20 protein-coding genes are annotated in these 19,455 nt (G+C 72.6%); 8 read left to right on the plus strand and 12 right to left on the minus strand.

The annotated features are described in order from the left end of the window. The first annotated feature begins 26 nt into the window (after positions 1-26). The 3 genes from JX575_RS16510 to JX575_RS16520 all read left to right on the plus strand — a co-directional run bounded on the left by JX575_RS16510 (position 27) and on the right by JX575_RS16520 (position 2,574). A complete protein-coding gene (locus JX575_RS16510) occupies positions 27-911 on the plus strand; it encodes a glutamate ABC transporter substrate-binding protein (RefSeq protein WP_186339159.1) in 885 nt (294 codons plus the stop codon). 105 nt (positions 912-1,016) lie between these two features. Next, positions 1,017-1,706: an amino acid ABC transporter permease gene (locus JX575_RS16515; RefSeq protein ID WP_186339160.1), complete on the plus strand. Its 690-nt coding sequence runs from the start codon at positions 1,017-1,019 to the stop codon at positions 1,704-1,706. Between the two features lies 1 nt (position 1,707). Continuing rightward, positions 1,708-2,574: an amino acid ABC transporter permease gene (locus JX575_RS16520; RefSeq protein ID WP_186339161.1), complete on the plus strand. Its 867-nt coding sequence runs from the start codon at positions 1,708-1,710 to the stop codon at positions 2,572-2,574. Between the two features lie 72 nt (positions 2,575-2,646). Here the strand turns inward: JX575_RS16520 and JX575_RS16525 are convergent, their stop codons facing one another. Further along, complete coding sequence (locus JX575_RS16525; protein ID WP_186339162.1) at positions 2,647-3,024, minus strand: VOC family protein; 378 nt, start codon at positions 3,022-3,024, stop codon at positions 2,647-2,649. Next, positions 3,024-3,824 carry a trans-aconitate 2-methyltransferase gene (locus JX575_RS16530; RefSeq protein ID WP_186339163.1) on the minus strand — a complete coding sequence of 267 codons (801 nt, stop codon included), beginning with the start codon at positions 3,822-3,824 and terminating at the stop codon, positions 3,024-3,026. The genes JX575_RS16525 and JX575_RS16530 overlap by 1 nt, the downstream gene beginning before the upstream one ends. 176 nt (positions 3,825-4,000) lie before the next feature. On the opposite strand from JX575_RS16530, the gene JX575_RS16535 reads away from it, so the two are divergent. Next, positions 4,001-4,486, plus strand: coding sequence for a MarR family transcriptional regulator (locus JX575_RS16535; protein WP_186339164.1), 486 nt, complete (start codon positions 4,001-4,003; stop codon positions 4,484-4,486). Positions 4,487-4,585: 99 nt separating this feature from the next. Here the strand turns inward: JX575_RS16535 and JX575_RS16540 are convergent, their stop codons facing one another. The 8 genes from JX575_RS16540 to rsmI form a co-directional block, all read right to left on the minus strand. After that, on the minus strand, positions 4,586-6,400 hold the full coding sequence (locus tag JX575_RS16540; RefSeq protein ID WP_186339165.1) for an ABC-F family ATP-binding cassette domain-containing protein: 1,815 nt from the start codon (positions 6,398-6,400) through the stop codon (positions 4,586-4,588). A gap of 91 nt (positions 6,401-6,491) precedes the next feature. Then, complete coding sequence (locus JX575_RS16545; RefSeq protein WP_186339166.1) at positions 6,492-8,033, minus strand: SPFH domain-containing protein; 1,542 nt, start codon at positions 8,031-8,033, stop codon at positions 6,492-6,494. A 57-nt stretch (positions 8,034-8,090) separates the two neighbouring features. After that, positions 8,091-8,588 (minus strand): hypothetical protein, encoded by a 498-nt coding sequence (locus JX575_RS16550; RefSeq protein WP_186339167.1) that lies wholly within the window; start codon positions 8,586-8,588, stop codon positions 8,091-8,093. A 111-nt stretch (positions 8,589-8,699) separates the two neighbouring features. Next, entirely contained in the window at positions 8,700-9,671 is a 972-nt protein-coding gene (locus JX575_RS16555) for a 4-(cytidine 5'-diphospho)-2-C-methyl-D-erythritol kinase (protein ID WP_186339168.1), read from the minus strand. After that, a complete protein-coding gene (gene rsmA, locus JX575_RS16560; protein ID WP_186339169.1) occupies positions 9,668-10,552 on the minus strand; it encodes a 16S rRNA (adenine(1518)-N(6)/adenine(1519)-N(6))-dimethyltransferase RsmA in 885 nt (294 codons plus the stop codon). Before rsmA ends, JX575_RS16555 begins: the two co-directional genes overlap by 4 nt. A 29-nt stretch (positions 10,553-10,581) precedes the next feature. Next, a complete protein-coding gene (locus tag JX575_RS19850; RefSeq protein WP_277395302.1) occupies positions 10,582-11,721 on the minus strand; it encodes a resuscitation-promoting factor in 1,140 nt (379 codons plus the stop codon). A gap of 288 nt (positions 11,722-12,009) precedes the next feature. Beyond that, entirely contained in the window at positions 12,010-12,921 is a 912-nt protein-coding gene (locus JX575_RS16570; RefSeq protein ID WP_186339170.1) for a TatD family hydrolase, read from the minus strand. Then, entirely contained in the window at positions 12,908-13,738 is an 831-nt protein-coding gene (rsmI, locus tag JX575_RS16575; RefSeq protein WP_186339171.1) for a 16S rRNA (cytidine(1402)-2'-O)-methyltransferase, read from the minus strand. Before rsmI ends, JX575_RS16570 begins: the two co-directional genes overlap by 14 nt. Positions 13,739-13,928: 190 nt before the next feature. On the opposite strand from rsmI, the gene JX575_RS16580 reads away from it, so the two are divergent. Both JX575_RS16580 and JX575_RS16585 read left to right on the plus strand, forming a co-directional pair. Then, positions 13,929-15,509, plus strand: coding sequence for a phospholipid carrier-dependent glycosyltransferase (locus JX575_RS16580; protein WP_241005216.1), 1,581 nt, complete (start codon positions 13,929-13,931; stop codon positions 15,507-15,509). 156 nt (positions 15,510-15,665) lie between these two features. Next, positions 15,666-15,893, plus strand: coding sequence for a hypothetical protein (locus tag JX575_RS16585; protein WP_186339173.1), 228 nt, complete (start codon positions 15,666-15,668; stop codon positions 15,891-15,893). 35 nt (positions 15,894-15,928) lie between these two features. Here the strand turns inward: JX575_RS16585 and JX575_RS16590 are convergent, their stop codons facing one another. Continuing rightward, positions 15,929-16,540 carry a hypothetical protein gene (locus tag JX575_RS16590; RefSeq protein ID WP_186339174.1) on the minus strand — a complete coding sequence of 204 codons (612 nt, stop codon included), beginning with the start codon at positions 16,538-16,540 and terminating at the stop codon, positions 15,929-15,931. 91 nt (positions 16,541-16,631) lie between these two features. Here JX575_RS16590 and JX575_RS16595 point away from each other — a divergent pair, with 91 nt between their 5' ends. Both JX575_RS16595 and JX575_RS16600 read left to right on the plus strand, forming a co-directional pair. Next, the gene (locus JX575_RS16595; protein ID WP_186339175.1) at positions 16,632-17,240 is read left to right on the plus strand and encodes a sulfite oxidase-like oxidoreductase; all 609 of its coding nucleotides are present in this window, start codon (positions 16,632-16,634) and stop codon (positions 17,238-17,240) included. Position 17,241: 1 nt separating this feature from the next. Next, positions 17,242-17,949, plus strand: a complete 708-nt coding sequence (locus JX575_RS16600) for an FAD-binding oxidoreductase (RefSeq protein ID WP_241005217.1) — start codon at positions 17,242-17,244, stop codon at positions 17,947-17,949. 196 nt (positions 17,950-18,145) lie between these two features. On the opposite strand, the gene JX575_RS16605 is transcribed toward JX575_RS16600, so the two are convergent. After that, positions 18,146-19,426, minus strand: coding sequence for a S8/S53 family peptidase (locus JX575_RS16605; RefSeq protein ID WP_186339176.1), 1,281 nt, complete (start codon positions 19,424-19,426; stop codon positions 18,146-18,148). Between the last annotated feature and the right edge of the window lie 29 nt (positions 19,427-19,455).

Here is a 19,455-nt window from a genome sequence, read left to right on the forward strand (position 1 = left end):
GGCCGCGAACCAAAGGAGAACAACGCATGAGATTCATCAGGACGAAGGCGGTCATCGCCACGGCGGGACTCGCCCTGTCGCTGGCCGCCTGCGGCGACGCCGGCGAGGACACCGAGAGCGCCGAGGTCGAGGTGACCGAGAACGCGGCCGACAACTTCGACGACGGCACCCGGATGAAGGAGCTTGCCGAGGACGGCAAGATCAAGATCGGCGTCAAGTACGACCAGCCCGGCCTCGGCTTCAAGGACGCCGCCTCCGACGTGCCCACCGGGTTCGACGTGGAGATGGCGAAGGTGCTCGCCGCGAGCCTCGGCATCGACCCGGAGACCGACGTCGAGTGGGTCGAGACGATCTCCGACAACCGTGAGCCCTTCCTCGAGGACAACACCGTCGACCTCGTGCTGGCGTCGTACTCCATCACCGACGAGCGCCGCCAGGTCGTCGGCCAGGCCGGCCCCTACCTCGTCACCGGCCAGCAGCTGCTGGTGAAGGCCGACAGCGACATCGACGACGTCGCCGACGTCAAGGGCAAGGAGGTGTGCTCGGTCACCGGGTCCACCTCGCTCGACAACATCGAGGCCGAGGGCGCCAAGCCGGTCGGCTTCGACACCTACTCCGAGTGCGTCGAGAAGGTCCTCGACGGCACCGTCGAGGCGATGACGACCGACGGCACGATCCTCGCCGGCTACGCCGCGCAGAACGAGGGCGAGCTCAAGGTCGTCGGCGACGAGTTCTCCGAGGAGCGCATCGGCGTCGGCTACTCCCAGGACTACCCCGAGATGTGCCAGTGGATCGTCGACACGATCACCGAGGCCCACGAGGACGGCACGTACGAGGAGGCGTTCAACGCCACCCTCGGCCCCTCGGGCGTCGAGGTGCCCGAGCTGCCGGAGATGGACTCCTGCGAGTAGTACCCACCTGACCGGATCCCGGGCCCGCCGTCGTCGGCGGGCCCGGGGCCGTGTCCCCCACCCGGGCCCCGAGCAGGGACCGGGCCCGACCGAGAGAGGAGTGGCGTGAACGCCGTCCTGGACAACTTCGACCTGGTCCTGAGGGCCTTCGGCTACACGATCTTCCTCTTCCTGGTCTCCGCCGTGCTCTCGCTCGCGCTCGGCACGCTGCTCGCCGCCATGCGGGTCGGCCCGGTCTCGGTGCTGCGCATCTTCGGCACGGCCTACGTCACGCTCGTGCGCAACACCCCGCTGGTCATGATCTTCCTGTTCTTCCAGCTCGGCGCCGGCAAGATCTTCGACGCCCTCCGCTTCACCTGGGTCGACATCCACATCGGCCCCTTCGACTTCACCTCGTTCTTCAGCGCCGCGGTCGCCTCCCTCAGCCTCTACACGGCGGCCTTCGTGTGCGAGGCCATCCGCTCCGGCGTCAACGCGGTGCCCCTCGGGCAGGCCGAGGCCGCCCGCGCGATCGGCCTGCCGTTCACCGGGGTGATGTCCCAGGTCGTGCTGCCCCAGGCGATCCGCGCCTCGGTGCCGCCGCTGGCCAGCACCCTCATCGCCCTGCTCAAGAACACCTCGGTCGCCGGAGTCTTCGGCGTGATCGAGGCAGTGGGCCGGATGAAGGGCTTCACCAACGACTACGCCGACCAGCGCTGGGGCATCTTCATCGCCTTCGCGATCGGCTACGTCATCCTCGTCGAGATCATCTCCCTGGTCTCGACGATGCTCGAGCGCCGTTGGAAGGTGGCCTGACATGAGCACCGGAGTCCTCTTCGACGCCCCTGGGCCCGCCACCCGCGCGCGGCACCGCACCTACAGCATCATCGCCGGCGTCGGCGTCGTCGCCGCCCTCGCCTTCGTCGTGTGGCGCCTGCAGGCCACCGGCCAGCTCGAGTACGACAAGTGGGAGCCGTTCCTCACCCCGCGCTACATCGAGGCGATCCTGGTCGACGGCCTGCTGATCACCCTCCAGATGGCCTTCAGCGCCGTCATCGGCGCCGTCGTGTTCGGCGTGCTGTTCGGCGTGGGCAAGCTCTCCGACCACGGCTGGGTGCGCTGGCCGTGCTGGCTCGTCGTGGAGTTCTTCCGCGCGGTGCCGGTCATCATGCTGATGATCTTCTGCTTCTACGCGATCTTCGGCGGCATGGACGAGCTCAGCCGCCGCACCTACTGGTCGGTCGTGCTCGCGCTCACCCTCTACAACGGCGCCGTGCTCGCCGAGGTCTTCCGCGCCGGCATCAACGCCGTGCCGAGGGGTCAGGCGGAGGCGGCGTACGCCATCGGCATGCGCAAGACGCAGGTCATGACGATCGTGCTGCTGCCGCAGGCGGTCAAGATCATGATCCCCGCGATCATCAGCCAGATGGTGGTGGCCCTCAAGGACACCAGCCTCGGCTACGCCGTGGCCGGCCTCGGCCTCACCCGGATCGCCAAGCCGATCTACCAGAGCTTCGGCAACCACGTCCCGACGATCATCGTCATCACGGCGATCTACGTGGTCGTCAACCTGCTGCTGACGTGGCTGGCCACCTGGCTGCAGCACAAGTTCGTCGGTGAGAAGAAGGTCCTCGAGGTCAGCATGGTGGGCGAGTCGACGGCCGAGGCCAAGCCACTGGCCTAGCCACCTGAGTGCGCCCGCCAGCGCCGTGCGTCCGCGGATCGGCGGAGGTGGCCCGATCCCGGGGACATCGGCTCAGCGGCGCTGGAGCACCTCGACGCGGTTGCCGTGACCGTCGCGGGTGTGGAGGCGGACGTGGCCCGGGAACGAGTCGCGCTCCCGCTCGTCGACCTCGAAGCCGAGCCCCTGCAGCCGTGCGGAGACCTCGGCCAGGTCGTCGACGACGAAGGCCGGGTGCGCCTTGCGCGCCGGCGCGAACGGGTCCTCGACGCCGACGTGCAGCTCGGCCGCCACCGCGCCCGCGTCGTCGTACGCCCGGAACCAGCAGCCGCCGCGGGCGACGAGGTCGGCCGGCTTGTCGACCTCGCTCATGCCGAGCGCGTCGGCGTAGAACCGACGCGCCGCCTCCTCCCCTCCGGGCGGGCAGGCGACCTGCACGTGGTGCAGCCGCATCAGACCAGCACCCCCGGAGCCTTGCGCGCGACCACGAAGATCCGGCGGAACGGCAGGATGACGCGGCCGGAGTCGTCGGCGGGGTAGGCCGCGCGCAGCAGCGCCTTGAACTCGTCCTCGAAGTGCGAGCGCAGGTCGTCGGGCAGCGCCAGCAGCGTCGGCCTGGCTCCGGTGCCCGAGACCCAGTCGAAGACGGGGTCCGGGCCGGTGAGGACGTGGACGTAGGTCGTCTCCCACACGTCGACCTCGCAGCCGCGGTCGAGCAGCACCCGGGCGTAGTCGTCGGGGTCGTGGCTGGCCGGCACCCGCACCCCGCGCACGTGCTCCGCGTACGGCGATCGCGCGGCGAGGTCGGCGCGCATGGTGTGGCTGGGCTCGTCGAAGTTGCCCGGCACCTGGAACGCGAGCCACCCCCCGGGCTGCACGCGGTCGAGCAGGCCCGGAAGGAGCTCGAGGTGGTCGGGGATCCACTGGAGCGTGGCGTTGGAGACGAGCACGTCGATCGGCTCGCGCAGGGCCAGCGGGTCGGGCTGGGCCCAGTCGCGGAGGTCGCCGACCTCCCACTCGATGCCGTCGAGGGCGCGGGCGGCGGCGATCATCTCGGGGCTGCTGTCGACGCCGATGACGCGGGCGCCGGTCCACCGGTCGGCCAGCAGGGCGGTGAGGTTGCCCGGCCCGCAGCCGAGGTCGACCACGACATGGGGGTTCTCCGCGGGCACCCGCGCGAGCAGGTCGACGAACGGCCTCCCGCGCTCGTCGGCGTACGCCAGGTAGCGGTCGGGGTCCCAGCTGTGGCTCATGTCGTGTGTCCTCCTCGCTCGAACGCCGGGCGTCCAGTGGCGAACGGGTCGCCCGTCCGACCGTCCCATACCCGGCGGATCTCGTCCGTAACATATCTTGATGTCGAGATAGTTCACCCTCTCGCCCGAACAGTCTCGATGTCAAGATTCTCGACCGATCTGGCACGATGTCCTCCATGCGTGACGAGGTGGACGACCTGGTCGAGGCCTGGGGCCGCGAGCGCGGCGACCTGGACCTCGCGCCCGTCGAGGTCTTCTCGCGCATCAGCCGGCTGGCCCGCCACCTCGACCTGGCCCGCCGCGACGCCTTCACCGCCCACGGCATCGAGTCGTGGGAGTTCGACGTGCTGGCCGCGCTGCGCCGCGCCGGCCAGCCCTACGAGCTCTCCCCCGGCAGGCTGCTGCGCGAGACGCTCGTGACCAGCGGCACGATGACCAACCGGGTCGACCGGCTCGCCGGCCGCGGCCTGGTGGAGCGGCTCCCCGACCCGCACGACCGGCGCGGCGTGCTCGTGCGGCTGACCGCCGACGGCAAGGCCGCCGTCGACGGGGCGTTCGAGGCGCTGCTGGCGGCCGAGGCCGACCTGATGTCGGACCTGTCCGACCGCGACCGCACCGAGCTCGCCGCTCTGCTGCGCTCGCTGCTCGCGCCCTTCAGCTGACCTGGTGGGGAAGTCTGACACCTGGAGGGGGTTGCAACCGCCTCCAGGTGTCGGAGTCCCCGCTCGAGCGGGGACTTCGACAGGAGGGCCCGGACCCGGCTACTCCACGACCTCGGAGGCCTCGAGCCACTCCAGCTCCAGCTCCTCCTTCTCGGCGGCGAGCTCGCCGAGCTGGGCGCCGACGCGGGCGAGGAGGTCGTAGTCGGACAGGTTGGCCTCCATCTCGGCGTGGAGCTCGGCCTCGCGCTCGGCGATGCGCTCGAGCTGCTTCTCGACCCGGGCCAGCACCTTGCGGGCGGCGCGGTCCTCGGCCGAGCCGGGCCGGGCCCTGGCAGCGACGTCGGGCGAGGGCGTACCGGCGGGTGCTGACGAGGACCCAACAGAGGACGCAGCGGTGGACGGCCCGGCCGACGGGGCCGCCGGGAGGGCCGCGCGGCGCTCGAGGTACTCCTCGACCCCCCGGGGCAGCATCGAGACCTGGCCGTCGCCGAGCAGGGCCCAGATCGAGTCGGTGACCCGCTCGAGGAAGTAGCGGTCGTGGGAGACGACGACGAGCGTGCCGGGCCAGGAGTCGAGGAAGTCCTCGAGGACGTTGAGGGTGTCGATGTCGAGGTCGTTGGTCGGCTCGTCGAGGAGCAGCACGTTGGGCTCGCTGAGCAGCAGCTTGAGCAGCTGGAAGCGTCGCCGCTCGCCACCCGACAGGTCGCCCAGGCGGGCGGTCAGCCGGTCGCCGGTGAAGCCGAAGCGCTCGAGCAGCGAGGTGGCGGTGACCTCCTGGCCGTCGAGGGTCTTGCTGACGCGGCGGATCGACTCCACCGTCGGCAGCACCCGCGCATCGGGGTCGATCTCGTCGAGCGCCTGGGTGAGGTGCTGCATCTGCACCGTGCGGCCGTGCTTGACCCGGCCCACGTCGGGGGCGAGGGTGCCGGAGATCAGCGAGAGCAGCGAGGTCTTGCCCGCGCCGTTGACGCCCACGATGCCCACCCGGTCGCCGGGACCGATGCGCCACGTGGCGTGCTCGAGCAGGCGCCGGTCGCCGCGGGACAGGTCGACGTCCTCGATGTCGATGACGTCCTTGCCCAGCCGCTGGCTGGCGAAGCGCTGCAGCTCGATGCGGTCGCGCGGCGGGGGCACGTCGTCGATGAGCGCGTTGGCGGCCTCGATGCGGAACTTGGGCTTCGACGTACGCGCGGGGGCGCCGCGGCGCAGCCAGGCGAGCTCCTTGCGGGCGAGGTTGAGCCGCCGCGTCTCGGTGGCTGCCGCCTGCCGCTGGCGCTCCGCCTTGGCCAGCACGTAGGCCGCGTAGCCGCCCTCGTAGGCGTCGACCGCGCCGTCGTGGACCTCCCACGTGGTCTGGCAGACGGCGTCGAGGAACCACCGGTCGTGGGTCACGACGATCAGCGCGGACGGGAGCTGGACGAGGTGCGCGGCGAGCCAGGCGACGGCCTCGACGTCGAGGTGGTTGGTCGGCTCGTCGAGCACGATCAGGTCGTGGCGCGAGAGCAGCAGGGCGGCCAGGGCGCACCGACGGCGCTCGCCGCCGGACAGGCCGACCACGGCGCGGTCGAGGGTGACGCCCGCCAGCAGTTCCTCGACGACCTCGCGGGTGGTGGCGTCGGCGGCCCACTCGTGGTCCTGCCGGCCACCGAGCACCGCCTCGCGGACGGTGTGGGTGTCGACGAGCTCGTCGCCCTGGTGGAGGTAGCCGATCTCGATGCCACGGGTGCGCGAGACGCGTCCGGAGTCGGGCTCCTCGAGGCCCGTCATCACCTCGAGCAGGGTCGTCTTGCCGTCACCGTTGCGGCCGACGACGCCGACGCGCTCGCCCACCGAGATACCGAGGGAGACGTCGTCGAGCAGGGGCCGTACGCCGTAGGACTTCGAGACGCGCTCGAGGTTGATCAGGTTCGCCATGTCCGGGCGATCCTCTCAGGTGCACCCCGCTCGGCACGGATCGGCGCACGCCCCCCTCACGGGCGCTGCGTGAGGGGAACGCCCGACGGCGTCAGGAGTCCGACTGGCCGCCGGCCGCGGAGGACCCCTCGCCCAGGGTCGGCGTGGCCGAGCCGTTGGTGCCGGAGTACTTCTGTATCAGCGACTCGACGTCGAGGCCGGTGGTGGCCTTGAGCATCTCCATGGTCTGCACGAGGTTGTTGGTCACCTGCTTGGGCAGCTCGCCGGCGCCGTCGGCCGAGATGACCGTCAGCTTGTCGATGTTGCCCATCGGGCGAGCCAGCTCGGCGGCCACCTTGGGCATCACCTCGATGAGCATCTGGAGCACGGCGGCCTCGTTGTAGCCGGCGAAGGCGGCGGCCTTCTTGTCCATGGCCTCGGCCTCGGCCTGGCCGGCGGCGAGGATGGTGGCGGCCTGGGCCTCACCCTCGGCACGGAGCGCGTCGGCCTCGGCGACGCGACGGGCCTTCTCGGCCTCACCGCGCTTGGCACCCTCGATGGCCTCGGCCTCGGCGAGCGCCGAGCGACGCGACTTCTCGCCCTCACCGGTCAGGCGGGCCTTCTCGGCCTCGGCCTCGGCGTTGGCGATCGACGACGCCTTGCGGGCCTCGGCCTCGAGGATGGCGGAGGCGCGACGGCCCTGCGCCTCGGTCTCGACGCGGTAGCGCTCGGCGTCGGCGGGCTTGCGGACCTCGGTGTCGAGCTGGCGCTCCTTGAGCGCCGCCTGGTGGACCGCGACCTTCTCCTGCTCGAGCAGCACGGCCTGGTCGCGGTCGGCCTGGGCGAGCGGCCCGGCGGCCGCTGCCTGGGCGTTGGCGGCGTCGGTCTCGGCCTTGATCTCGGCGTTCTTGAGCGCGAGGGCGCGCTGGGTGACCGCGATCTCCTGCTCGGCGGCGATGCGCGCCTGCTCGGCCGCCTGGCGGGCGTTGGCCTCGGCGATGGAGGCGAGCTGGTTGAGCTTGGCGGCCTCGGGACGACCGAGGTCGGCGAGGTAGGAGCCGTCGTCGGTGATGTCCTGGATCTGGAAGGTGTCGAGCACCAGGCCCTGGCCGGTGAGCGAGGACTCGGACTCCTCGGCGACGCGCTGGGCGAAGGCGGCGCGGTCGCGGATGATCTGCTCGACCGACATGGAGCCGACGATCGAGCGCAGCGCGCCGGCGAGGACCTCCTGGGTGAAGGTCTCGATCTCGCCCTGCTGGCTGAGGAAGCGCTGGCCCGCGGCGCGGATCGAGTCCTCGTTGCCACCGACCTTGACCAGCGCGACTCCGTCGAGGTTGAGCTTGATGCCCTGTCCGGACACCGCGCCGCGGATCTGCACCGAGATCCGGCGCGAGGACAGGTCGAGCGTCGCGAGGCGCTGCACGAAGGGGATGACGAACACGCCCCCGCCCATGACGACCTTCTGGCCCGACAGGTCGGTCGAGATCTCACCCGTCTCCGGGTTGCGCACCTCCCCCTTGCCCTTGCGTCCGGTGACGATGAACGACTCGTTGGGCCCGGCCACCTTGTAGCGCGTGGTGACCAGCAGCGCCAGCAGCACGAGGAGGACGACGAGGCCGATCACCGCGGTGATCACCGGGGACAGTCCGAACATGGGCAGGGCTCCTAGGAGGGCGTGAGGTGGGGTGGTGCGAGACGAGAGGGGCTGGCTTCAGGGAAGGAAGAGCGGCTCGACCTGGACGGCCGTGGGCGAGATGACCTGGGTGACGCTGACCTGCGTACCGGCCGGCAGGGCGATGCTCGAGCGGGCGTTGAGGCGGGTGAGGTGGCCGCCGACCGTCAGCGAGACGACACCGAAGCCCCCCTCGGGGATCGCGCTGACCACTTGGCCGATCCGCTCGAGCATGTCGGAGGTGCGCACCGAGTCGCCCTCGCCGTCGCCGTGGAGGAACCGTGACGCCCGGGCGGCGAGCCAGCCGAGCAGGACGCCGAGCACGAGGCCGACGACGACCGCGAGCGAGGTCGACCCGGTGGTCTCGAGGGCGATCGCGCCGCCGAAGCCGAGGGCGCCGAGGAAGCCGGCGAGGGCCTCGGTCGAGAAGAGTCCCGCGCTGAGGCCCTCGAGGGCGCCGTCGAGGACGTCGCCGAGGACGAGCGTCACGAGCAGCAGCAGCACGCCGACGCCGCCCACGACAAGGAACACGGTCACGATGCCTCCCCCAGGCGATCAGTGCGACGTCGTCGACGCCGCGCACACCATAGCGACAGGCTTCCCCGCCCGCAGCGGTTCACGCCATCGGGTCAAGACCCCATCCCTGGCCTACCGCAGGCCCGTCCCGACCTGGTGCATGTCGACGACGTGCGCGCCCGCGACGGGTCCGACGGCGCTCAGCACCACGTCGTACGACGCCGACAGCGCGGCGAGCACCTCCGCCGAGCCCTCCTGCGAGTCGCAGAGGAAGACGCACGTGGGGCCCGAGCCGCTGACCATGCCGCGCAGGGCGCCGCCGGCCTCGCCGCGGTCGATCAGGTCGCCCAGCTCGGGGCGCAGGTCGACGGCCGCCTCCTGCAGGTCGTTGTGCAGCGCGCGCGCCAGCCGGACGGGCTCGCCCCTGGCCAGGGCGGCCAGGAGCTCGGTCGGCTCGGCGGGCTGCGCCGGCGCGTCGGGGTGGAGCCGGTCGAAGTGGCGGTAGACCTCCGGCGTGGAGAGGCCGACCGCGGCCGGGACGACGACCCACCACCAGGTGCCGTGGTCGACGATCGGCTCGACGACCTCGCCGCGGCCACGGCCGCGCGCCGTTCCTCCCACGAGCGAGAACGGGACGTCGCTGCCGAGACGGGCGGCCTGCGCCAGCAGCACGTCGTCGGGCTGGCGCAGGTCGTGCAGCCGGTCGTGCGCGAGCAGGGCCGCCGCCGCGTCGGCGGAGCCGCCGGCCATGCCGCCCGCGACCGGGATCTGCTTGGCGATCTCCACGAGGTGGGCGCCCCCGCACCGCGCCTCGTCGAGCGCCCGCAGCGCGATGTTGGTGGCGTCGGTCGGCACCCCGGCCACGTCGACGTACGACGAGCCGGAGACGGACAGCGAGTCCTCGGCGACGGTGGAGCTGACCGTGGAGTTGGGGGTGGAGCTGGCGGTGGAGCTGGGGGTGGAGCTGGCGGTGGAGACCGTGACGTCGTCGTAGAGCGAGATCGCCTGGTAGACGGTGTCGAGCGGGTGGAAGCCGTCCTCGCGGGGCGCGCCGACGCCGAGGTGGAGGTTGATCTTCGCGGCCGCCCGGACGGTGGTGCTCACTCCGCCGCCCGGTCCCGGGTGGCCGCCAGCCCTTCGGCGATCCGGGCGAAGTCGCCCACGTCGAGCACCTCGCCGCGCGCGGTGGGGTCGACGCCGGCCGCCTCGAGCGCGGCGGTCGCCGCCTCGGCCGAGCCCGCCAGCCCGCGCAGCGCGGCGCGCACCTGCTTGCGCCGCTGGGCGAAGGCGGCGTCGACGACGGCGAAGACCTCCTCGCGGGTGGCCGTCGTGCGCGGCGGGTCCTGCCGGGTCCAGGCGACGAGCCCGGAGTCGACGTTGGGGGCGGGCCAGAAGACGTTGCGGCCGATCGTGCCCGCACGGCGCACGTCGGCGAACCAGGCGGCCTTGACGCTCGGCACGCCGTAGGTCTTCGACCCCGGTGGCGCGGCGAGGCGGTCGGCGACCTCGGCCTGCACCATCACCAGGCCGCGCTCCAGCGAGGGCAGCAGGGTGAGGAGGTGGAGCAGGACGGGCACCGAGACGTTGTAGGGCAGGTTGGCCACCAGCGCGGTCGGCGGCGGCCCGGGCACCGACTCCACGCGCATCGCGTCGGCCAGCACGACCTCGAAGCGGTCGGCCTGGTCGGGGGCGTACGCCGCGATGGTGGCGGGCAGCCGCCCGGCGAGGAGCGGGTCGACCTCGATGGCGATCACCCGGCGGGCGACCGCGAGCAGGGCCAGCGTGAGCGAGCCCAGGCCCGGGCCGACCTCGACGACGACGTCGTCGGCGGTGATGGCGGACTCGCGCACGATCCGGCGCACGGTGTTGGCGTCGATGACGAAGTTCTGGCCGCGCTGCTTGGTGGGGCGCAGGTCGAGCTCCGCGGCCAGCTGACGCACCTCGGCCGGCCCGAGGAGCCTCGGGCCGGCCGGGTTCGTGGTCATGATCGCGAAGCCTAGTGGGGGGTCCCCGATCAGCGCGGCAGGCCCAGCTTGGCCGAGCAGGACGGCCACGAGCCGTAGCCGCCGGTGGCGTCGCGCAGGCGCGTCGCGACCGCGATCTGGGTCTCGCGGGAGGCCTGGTGCGGGTAGCCGGTGCCGCCGTAGGCGCGCCAGGTGCCGAGGTTGAACTGGAGGCCGCCGTAGTAGCCGTTGCCGGTGTTGATGGCCCAGTTGCCGCCCGACTCGCACTGCGCGAGCGAGTCCCACACGGTGCTGCCGCCGGCGAAGTTGGCGGCCAGCTCCTCGGGCTCCTCCTTGGTGCCGACCCGGACGACCCGCGGCTGGGCCTTCACCTTCACGTCGGCCTTGACGACCGTGCGGGCCCGGAGCTCGCCGTTGACGAAGCGCAGCCGGTAGGTGACGTTGCGGACGCCGTCGCGACCGGCGCGCACGACCTCCTGCTTGCCCTCCAGCATCGAGGAGTCCTCGCGCTCGACGACCGGGGCCTCGACCACCTCGCGGGCGACCTTCCTGGTCACCACCCGGATGTCGGTGACGACGATCTTGTCGCCGTCGGCGATCTCGGTGGTCAGCGAGGGACGCACCTTGTCGTGCCGGTCGACGTCGAAGCCGGCGTCGTCGAGCACGTCGGCGACCGTCATCGCGGCCAGCTTGCGCTTCTTCAGCTGCTTGCCGCCCAGCTTGAGGTGCACCACCTTGGGGGTGACGACCTCGAGGGCGAGGCCGTCGCGACCGATCGCCGAGCTGCGGCTGGCCGACAGGTCGGCGCCGGCGAAGCGGCGCCCGATCTCACCGAGGGCACTGGCCACGTCGGTCGAGTTGACCCAGTAGGTGTGCGCCGTGCCGTCGACCGAGAGCTCGAGCGGTCGCCCGAACTGCACGGCGATGGCCGAGCCGTCGCTGACCGGCTCGTCGAGCGCTGGAGCGACCAGGTCCTTGTCGGTGAGCTCGACACCCTCGGCCTCGAGGACGTCGCCGACGGTGCCGCCGATGGCGCTCACCTGCCGGGGGTCCCCGTCGAGGGTGAGGGTCACGTCCTTGGTGAGGGCGGCGTAGCCGACCGTCGTTCCTCCGACGGCTGCCACGACGAGCGCCCCGAGGGTCGCCAGGACGGTCTTGGACCTGCTGAGCTGCGCGAGACGAGAGCGCACGATTCTCCGAACGTCGTTCTGTCCGGGCCTCGGGGGCAGCACCCCCCGGCCGAGCGTGCGCGGCCTCCACGGGAAGAGCCGTGGGAGTCGTGCGACGTGCGAGCGGGGGTCTCGCAGGACCGGCCCGAACCGGTCCTCCTGCTGCCGGACATCGCTCCCGATCCCGGCCAACAATCACAAGACGATAACGATGACGGGCGACGACGCAAACTCCTGAGGGCGGATTTCTGGGGAGACCCTCCCCACGTCCACCCGCGGGGAGGGCACGCCCGCCCGTCGACGGACCGGCTACCAGGGTCCCCCGAAGGCCACCTCGGTGGTGGCGTCGATCGCCCGGCAGAGGTGCTCCAGGTCGGCCTGCAGCACCTCGGCCATCGCCCGCACGGTGTGCGGCACCAGGTAGGACGCGTTGGGTCGTCCGCGCCACGGCGTCGGGGTCAGGTAGGGCGCGTCCGTCTCCACCAGCACCCGGTCGACGGGCGTGATCGCCAGCGCCTCGCGCAGGGGGGCGGCGTTCTTGAACGTCACCGTGCCGGCGAAGCTGAGGTGGGCCCCGCGGTCGAGGCACCGGCGCGCGAACGAGGCGTCGCCGGAGAAGCAGTGCATCACCCAGCGCTCGGGGGCACCCTCCTCGTCGAGGACGCGGAGCACGTCGTCGTGGGCGTCGCGGTCGTGGATGACCAGCGTCTTGTCGAGCCGCTTGGCGAGGTCGATGTGGCGGCGGAAGCTCTCCTCCTGGGCGGTGCGGCCCTCCTCGCCCGTGCGGAACGTGTCGAGCCCGGTCTCGCCGATGGCGCGCACCTTCGCGTGCGACTGCGCGAGCCGCTCGATCTCGTCCAGCGCCTCCTCCAGCCGCCCGGCCTCGGCGAGCCGGGGCGCCTCGTTGGGGTGCAGCGCCACGCCGGCGACCAGGGCGTCGTGCTCGGCCGCCGCGGCCACCGCCCAGCGGGCGCCCGGCAGGTCACAGCCGATCTGCACGATCCGCGGCACGCCGACGGCCGCCGCCGCCGCGATCGCGTCGCCGGTGTCGAGCCAGTCGCCGTCGGCGATGTCGAGGTGGCAGTGGTTGTCGACGACGGGGTGCGGCAGCGGCTCCGGCGCAGGCGGGCGCTCGCGGTCGCGCCGGGCTCCCGACCTCTCCTCGGTGGCGGCGCGGCTGCGGGTCGGCCCCTGCTCCGATGCCTGGTCACCGGTGGACAACGTCGTACACCTCCCGCTTGGGCAGCCCGGCCCGACGGGCGACCTCGGCGATCGCCTCCTTGCGGGTCGAGCCGGAGGCCTCCAGGCCCGCCACGGCCGAGCGGATCGAGCCCGGGTCGGTGTCGACGGCGGGGGCGCCGCTGGAGCCCTCCACCACGATCGTCACCTCGCCGCGGACGCCGTCGGCGGCCCAGGCGGCCAGCTCGGCCAGCGGCCCCCGGCGCACCTCCTCGTGCGTCTTGGTGAGCTCGCGGCACACCGCGGCCGGGCGGTCGTCGCCCAGCGCGTCGGCCATCGCCGCCAACGCGGCCTCGGTGCGGTGCGGCGCCTCGAAGAAGACCATGGTCCGCTCCTCGGCGGCCAGGGCGGCCAGGCGACGCCCGCGCTCCCCGGCCTTGCGGGGCAGGAAGCCCTCGAAGCAGAACCGGTCGACCGGGAGGCCGCTGACGGCGAGCGCGGTGAGCACCGCGCTCGGCCCCGGCACCGCCGTGACGCGTACGTCGTGCTCGACCGCGGCCGCGACCAGCCGGTAGCCGGGGTCGGAGACGCTGGGCATCCCGGCGTCGGTCACCAGCACGACCCGCTCGCCGGCGAGCAGCGCCTCCAGCAGCACGGGCGTGCGCGCCTGCTCGTTGCCCTCGAAGTAGGACACCACCCGCCCGCGCAGCGTGATGCCCAGGTCGGCGCAGAGCCGCTTGAGCCGCCGGGTGTCCTCGGCGGCGACCACGTCGGCGCCGGACAGCTCAGCCGCCAGCCGCGGTGGCGCGTCGCCGGCCTGCCCGATCGGGGTGCCCGCGAGGACCAGGACGCCAGTCAAGCGGGGTCCCCGCGGCGTTGTTCGGAGGAGCGGAGCGGAGGAGAAGAACGTCGGGGGGTGCTCATGGGTTCACCGTAGATGTTCGCCGCGGGGGTCCGGCTCCCGGCTCCGCCGCGGTCGGCGACGACGCGGTCGCGCCCGGCCGTGCGTACGCCCGTGGCCTCGCGCGGGTCTGGCTAGAGTGCCTCGCGTGACTCCGACGGCGGCCGAGCGCAATCGCCCGCGCTGGCGATCGGAGGACCCGGTGCTCGGGTGGGCGGGCGCGCTCTGCCTGGCCGCCCTCGCCTTCTTCCTGCGGCGCTGGCACCTCGGCACGCCCCACGCGTTCGCCTTCGACGAGACCTACTACGCCAAGGACGCGTGGTCGCTGCTCAACCACGGCTACGTGCGCGACTACGTCGAGGACGCCGACAAGACGATCCTCAACGGCAGCCTCACCGGGTTGTTCGAGGACGGACCGTCGATGATCGTGCACCCCGAGGTCGGCAAGTGGCTGATCGCCGCGGGGATCAAGGTCTTCGGGATGGACCCCACCGGCTGGCGCACGGCGTCGGCGGTGGTGGGCGCGCTCATGGTGCTGCTGATGTGCCGGTTCGTCCGTCGCGTCACCGGCTCCACTGTGCTGGGTCTCGTCGGCGGGCTGCTGCTCTCGATCGACGGCCTGCAGCTCGTGCTGTCGCGGCTGGCGCTGCTCGACATCTTCCTCGCGTTCTTCACCCTCTGCGGCGTGCACTGCGTGGTCGCGGACCGCCAGTGGCTGCGCGACCGGCTGGCGTCCGGCGGCGGCCGTCGCGGTCTCTTCTGGTGGCGCCCGTGGCTGGTCGCCGGAGGCGTCGCGTTCGGGCTCGCCTGCGGCACCAAGTGGTCGGCCGTCTACGGCCTGGCCGTCTTCGGTCTGCTCGCATGGCTGTGGAGCGCCGGCGCCCGCCGCGCGTTCGGCCAGCGCCGACCGCTGCTGCGCTCGGTCGTCCTCGACGGCATCCCGGCGTTCGTCGCCCTCGTCGGCGTCGCGCTGGCGACGTACGTCGCGTCGTGGACGGGCTGGCTGATCCATGCCGACGCCTACGAGGAGGCCTTCAGCAACACGCAGTACACGTCCTACGGCGGCGGCGAGCCGTGGCCCACCGCGAGCGAGCCCGACGCCGAGGGGCTGGGCGAGGTGGCCCAGTCGCTGCGCTCGCTGTGGTCCTACCACCAGGACGTCTACACGTTCCACAGCCACTTCCTCGACGACTCCTCCCACGTCTACGCCTCCAAGCCGTCGACCTGGCTGGTGATCGGCCGTCCGGTCGGCGTCGACGCCCAGACCGACATCCAGCCGGGATCGCAGGGGTGCCAGGCACCGTCCGGCTCGAGCTGCATCCGGCAGGTCCTGCTGATCGGCAACCCGGTGATCTGGTGGGGCGGCTGCCTGGCCATGGTCGCCTCGCTGCTGCTGTGGATCGGCGCCCGCGACTGGCGACACGGGGTGGCCGTCGCCGGCCTCGCCAGCACCTGGCTGCCGTGGTTCGCCTACGACGACCGGCCCATCTTCTTCTTCTACGCGATCACCGCCCTGCCCTTCCTGGTGCTCTCGATCGTGCTCGCGATGGGCCACCTCATCGGCACCTCCGACGTCCCGACCCCGCGCCGCACGTTCGGCGTGGTGGTGGCCGGCAGCTACACGGTGCTCGCCCTGATCGCGTTCGCGTGGTTCTGGCCGATCTGGACCGACGCGCTGCTGACGAAGTCGGAGTGGAACGCCCGCATCTGGTTCCTGCGCTGGATCTGACGCCCGCCCGCTCCCCCCGAACCCGGCACGAATTGTCGCGGTTGTCTCAAGATGGTCCGCACTTCCGCGCGTGCCCATTCTCTTTGCGCTCGCGTCCGATGACGATGGGCCGACCCGGGCTGCTGCCGGGTGTCGACGCGAGGAGGGGGCGTTGCGATGGACTCGACGATGATTCATGTCTGCCTGCAGACCGAGGGAGCGCCCAGGGGCGACGACCACGAGCTCGGCGAGCGCTGGGTGTGCGGGTGCGGCGACAACTTCGTCTACCGCGAGGGCTTCAACCGCGCCGGCTACGTCTGTGTCGAGTGGTGGCCCGCCCCCGCGATCCCGCGGCCGCGTCGCTCGATGCGTCGCGGACTGCTCTTCGGCCAGCGCAAGGGCTGACGCCGCAGGTCGTCACCAGGTCGTCACCAGGTCGGTCACCAGGCGCCCGGGAACCTCGTCGACCCGACGATCGCGAACAGCGAGACCACCAGCGAGACGACGACGGCGATCAGCGCCGCCTCCCCGACCCACCGCCGACCGGGCACCGCCAGCAGCACCAGGCCGGCGACCCCGACGACGGCGGGCAGCACCCAGAACGACAGGACGGCCGACAACAGCCCGGCCAGCACCGCGAGCCCCACGCCGGCGACGGCCGCCCAGAGCAGCGGCACCGGGCGCGCCCCACGCGGCAGGCCGACCTCGGTGACGGGTCCGGACGCCGGCAGCTGGTCGGGGGCCAGCACCCGCAGCAGGAGCGTGATCGTCGCCGGGTCGGCCACCACGACCACGTCGCGGAAGCGGTCGGCGACCGCGTGGCGGCGTACGACCTCGTCGAGCCGGTGCCCGCGGTCCACGCCGGGGAAGCGCACCGGCGCGAGCAGCACCTCGGGATGGGCGGGGCGTCCGAGCGCCTGGACCACGCGCTTGCCCTCGACCGTCGGGGCGGTGACGACGGTCGCGGAGGAGCCGAGCCCGGACCGCACGCGCGCGAGCTCGTCGGCGCCGGCCTGCGTGCTGACCACGAGGATCCGCTGGTAGTCGGTCACGCTCAGACGGTAGTCCGCCCCACGGGGTCCCACGACCGGCGCCGCGGCGGCAGACTGTCGGACGAGTCCCCTGATCCCTCTGGAGCAGACCATGCCCGTCACCCGAGGCTTCCACCGCCGTCGTCCCGAGCCGCAGCACGGCCGCCTGCCACCGGGGCAGTACGACACCGGGTCGTCGTGGCCGGTGCTGAGCGCCGAGGCCACCCCGCAGCAGCCGGCCGAGACGTGGACGCTGAGCGTCGACGGGCTGGTGGCGTCGCCGCACACGTGGAGCTGGTCGGAGCTGCACGCCTTCCCCGGGTCGACGTTCTTCGGCGACATCCACTGCGTCACCACCTGGTCGAAGTTCGACACCACCTTCAGCGGCGTCAGCGTGGACGACCTCCTCGACGTCGCGGCGCCCGAGGGCTCGGCCGGCTACGTGATGGCGCACTCGATCACCGGCTACACCACCAACCTGCCGCTCGCCGACGTCACCGGCGGCAAGGCGTGGGTGGTGTGGAGCTTCGACGGCGAGCCGCTCCCCCGCCAGCACGGCGGGCCGCTGCGGCTGCTCGTGCCGCACCTCTACTTCTGGAAGTCCGCCAAGTGGCTCTCCCGGCTCGAGCTGATGGCCGAGGACCGGCCGGGCTTCTGGGAGCAGAACGGCTACCACGACCGCGGCGACCCGTGGCTCGAGCAGCGCTACCAGGGCGACTGACGTGGCCCCGGCGCCCCTGGCGGCCTGGACCGACGGCCGCATCATCGCCAAGGACATGCCGACCCCGACCACGGTGCGGCTGCGGATGCACGTCGAGGGCCGGCCCCGCCACCTGCCCGGGCAGCACTACCTGGTGCGGCTGCGTGCCCCCGACGGCTACACGGCCCAGCGGTCGTACTCCCTGGCCTCCGACACCGACGACCCGCTCCTCGAGCTGCTCATCGAGCGGCAGCCGGACGGCGAGGTCTCGGAGTTCCTCGCCGACGTCGCCGAGGTGGGCGACGTGCTCGAGCTGCGCGGGCCGATCGGCCGCTGGTTCGTCTGGGACACCGAGACCCCCGTCCTGTGCCTCGTCGGCGGCACCGGGGTCGTGCCCGCCGTGGCGATGGCGCGCACGGCACGACGGCTGGGCCGCACCGACCTGCTGCGCATCGCCGCGGTGGGCCGCAGCCGCGAGGAGCTCCCCTATGCCGCCGAGCTCGAGCGTCACGGCGCCACGATGGCCTGGACCCGCGCCGACGTGGACGGCCGGCCCGCCGGACCGTTCACGGTCGAGGAGCTCACCCCGCTGCTGGACGGCGTCGAGCTCGGCTTCGTGTGCGGGTCGGCCCGGTTCGCGGCGTACGCCGAGGAGCTGCTCGTCGCGTGCGGCCTCGCCCCCGCGTCGATCCGGGTGGAGCGCTTCGGGCCCACGGGCGACTCGGCCTGAGCCGGGGCAGCGGGGGGCCTCGGCGTCCGCGCCCCGACTCAAGCGGTCACATGTCCGCTCAACCACCCGGATCCGGGTGTCCTAGCGGGGACGAGGGTGTCTTGGCTGGCCCGCCCTGAAGGCTCGGGGCAGGCCCAGCGTGGGAGGCGCCGATCGTGTCGCCACCCGAACGACCGACGTGTGCGAGCAGTACGGCTCAGGCGTCGTAGGGCTGGCGCAACCCCTGGAGCGGCCCCACGGCAGGGTCGGACATGTACACGCTGGTCGCCAGCACGGCATGGGCGGCGTCGGCGGCCGACGAGCCCGACGCGTAGATCTCCCGGGCGATGAGGCCGGCGACCACGGGCGCGGAGAACGACGTGCCGGACCACCGCGCCATGCCGGTGTTGAAGACCCGGACGTCGCCCTTGCTGGGCGTCTCCTCGCAGGTGAAGGTGCCGTCGGGGAACGCGTTGACGATGTTGCGTCCCAGGGCGTAGACGTCGGCGGAGACGCCGTAGTTGGAGTAGCTCGAGACGCGGCCGTCATGGTCGAGGGACCCGACGCCGATCGCCCACGGGGCAGCGGCCGGCCAGAACGGGGCGGGCGACGCGTCGTTGCCCGCGGCCGCGACGAGCACGCAGTCGCGCTCCTTGAGCAGGGTCTCGTAGAAGACCTCGAAGGCGAGGGAGGGGAGGTCGTCGTGGGTGCGGCAGCCCGCGGAGAGGTTGATGACCTTCGCGTCGCGGGCGAGGGCCTCCTCGAGCTGGTCGACGATCCGCGACTCGAGGATGCCCCCGCCGCCGGCGCCGCCGATGCAGAACCCCTCGACGTAGATGTCGGTGTGGGGGGCGAGGCAGCGGATGATGCCCGCGATGAACGTGCCGTGCCCGGCGTACTCGCGAAGGTCGGGCCCGTTGAGCTCGTCGTCGCCCTCGACGCCCGCCAGCCACGGGGTGCGCGGGTCCGTCGCGGCCGGCGGGTGCCAGCCGGAGTCGACCACCGAGACCCGCACCGGCTTGCGCTTGCGCCTGCGGGGCTCGCACTGCCCCGGCCACGGCTCCTTCAGGCCCGTCTCCTCCGGCTCGATCGCCGGGCAGAGGGTGCCACCGCCCGGCGCGACGTGGATCCAGTGGTCGAGGGTCACGTCGCCCGGCGGGAAGTCGCCGATGCGCCGCAGCTCGGTCACGACGTCGGGAAGCGACAGCCCGGCGCGGCGGGGTGGGAGCCGGTAGCGGACCAGCCGGCCCTGGACCGACTCCTCGGCCCGCGTGAGCTCACCGTCGAGCAGCTCGTCCTTGGTGGCCGCGACGGCCCGCTCGAACGCCTCCACGGCGCTCGTGCGCACCAGCAGGTGATCGGGGTCGAAGAGGAAGGTGAAGTCAGCGGGAGCCTCGGTGTTCCACGCCACGGCATCGCCGTTGGCCTCGTGGAAGTTCAGCACTTGGTCGGTCAGCTTGCGACGGGCGTCGTCCTTGATCTCGTGGTCGTGAGCCATGCTCGGACACTAGACCCACTCGGGGGCGG

Origin of the sequence: Nocardioides sp. zg-1228 (assembly GCF_017086465.1) — a bacterium.
Classification (GTDB): domain Bacteria; phylum Actinomycetota; class Actinomycetes; order Propionibacteriales; family Nocardioidaceae; genus Nocardioides.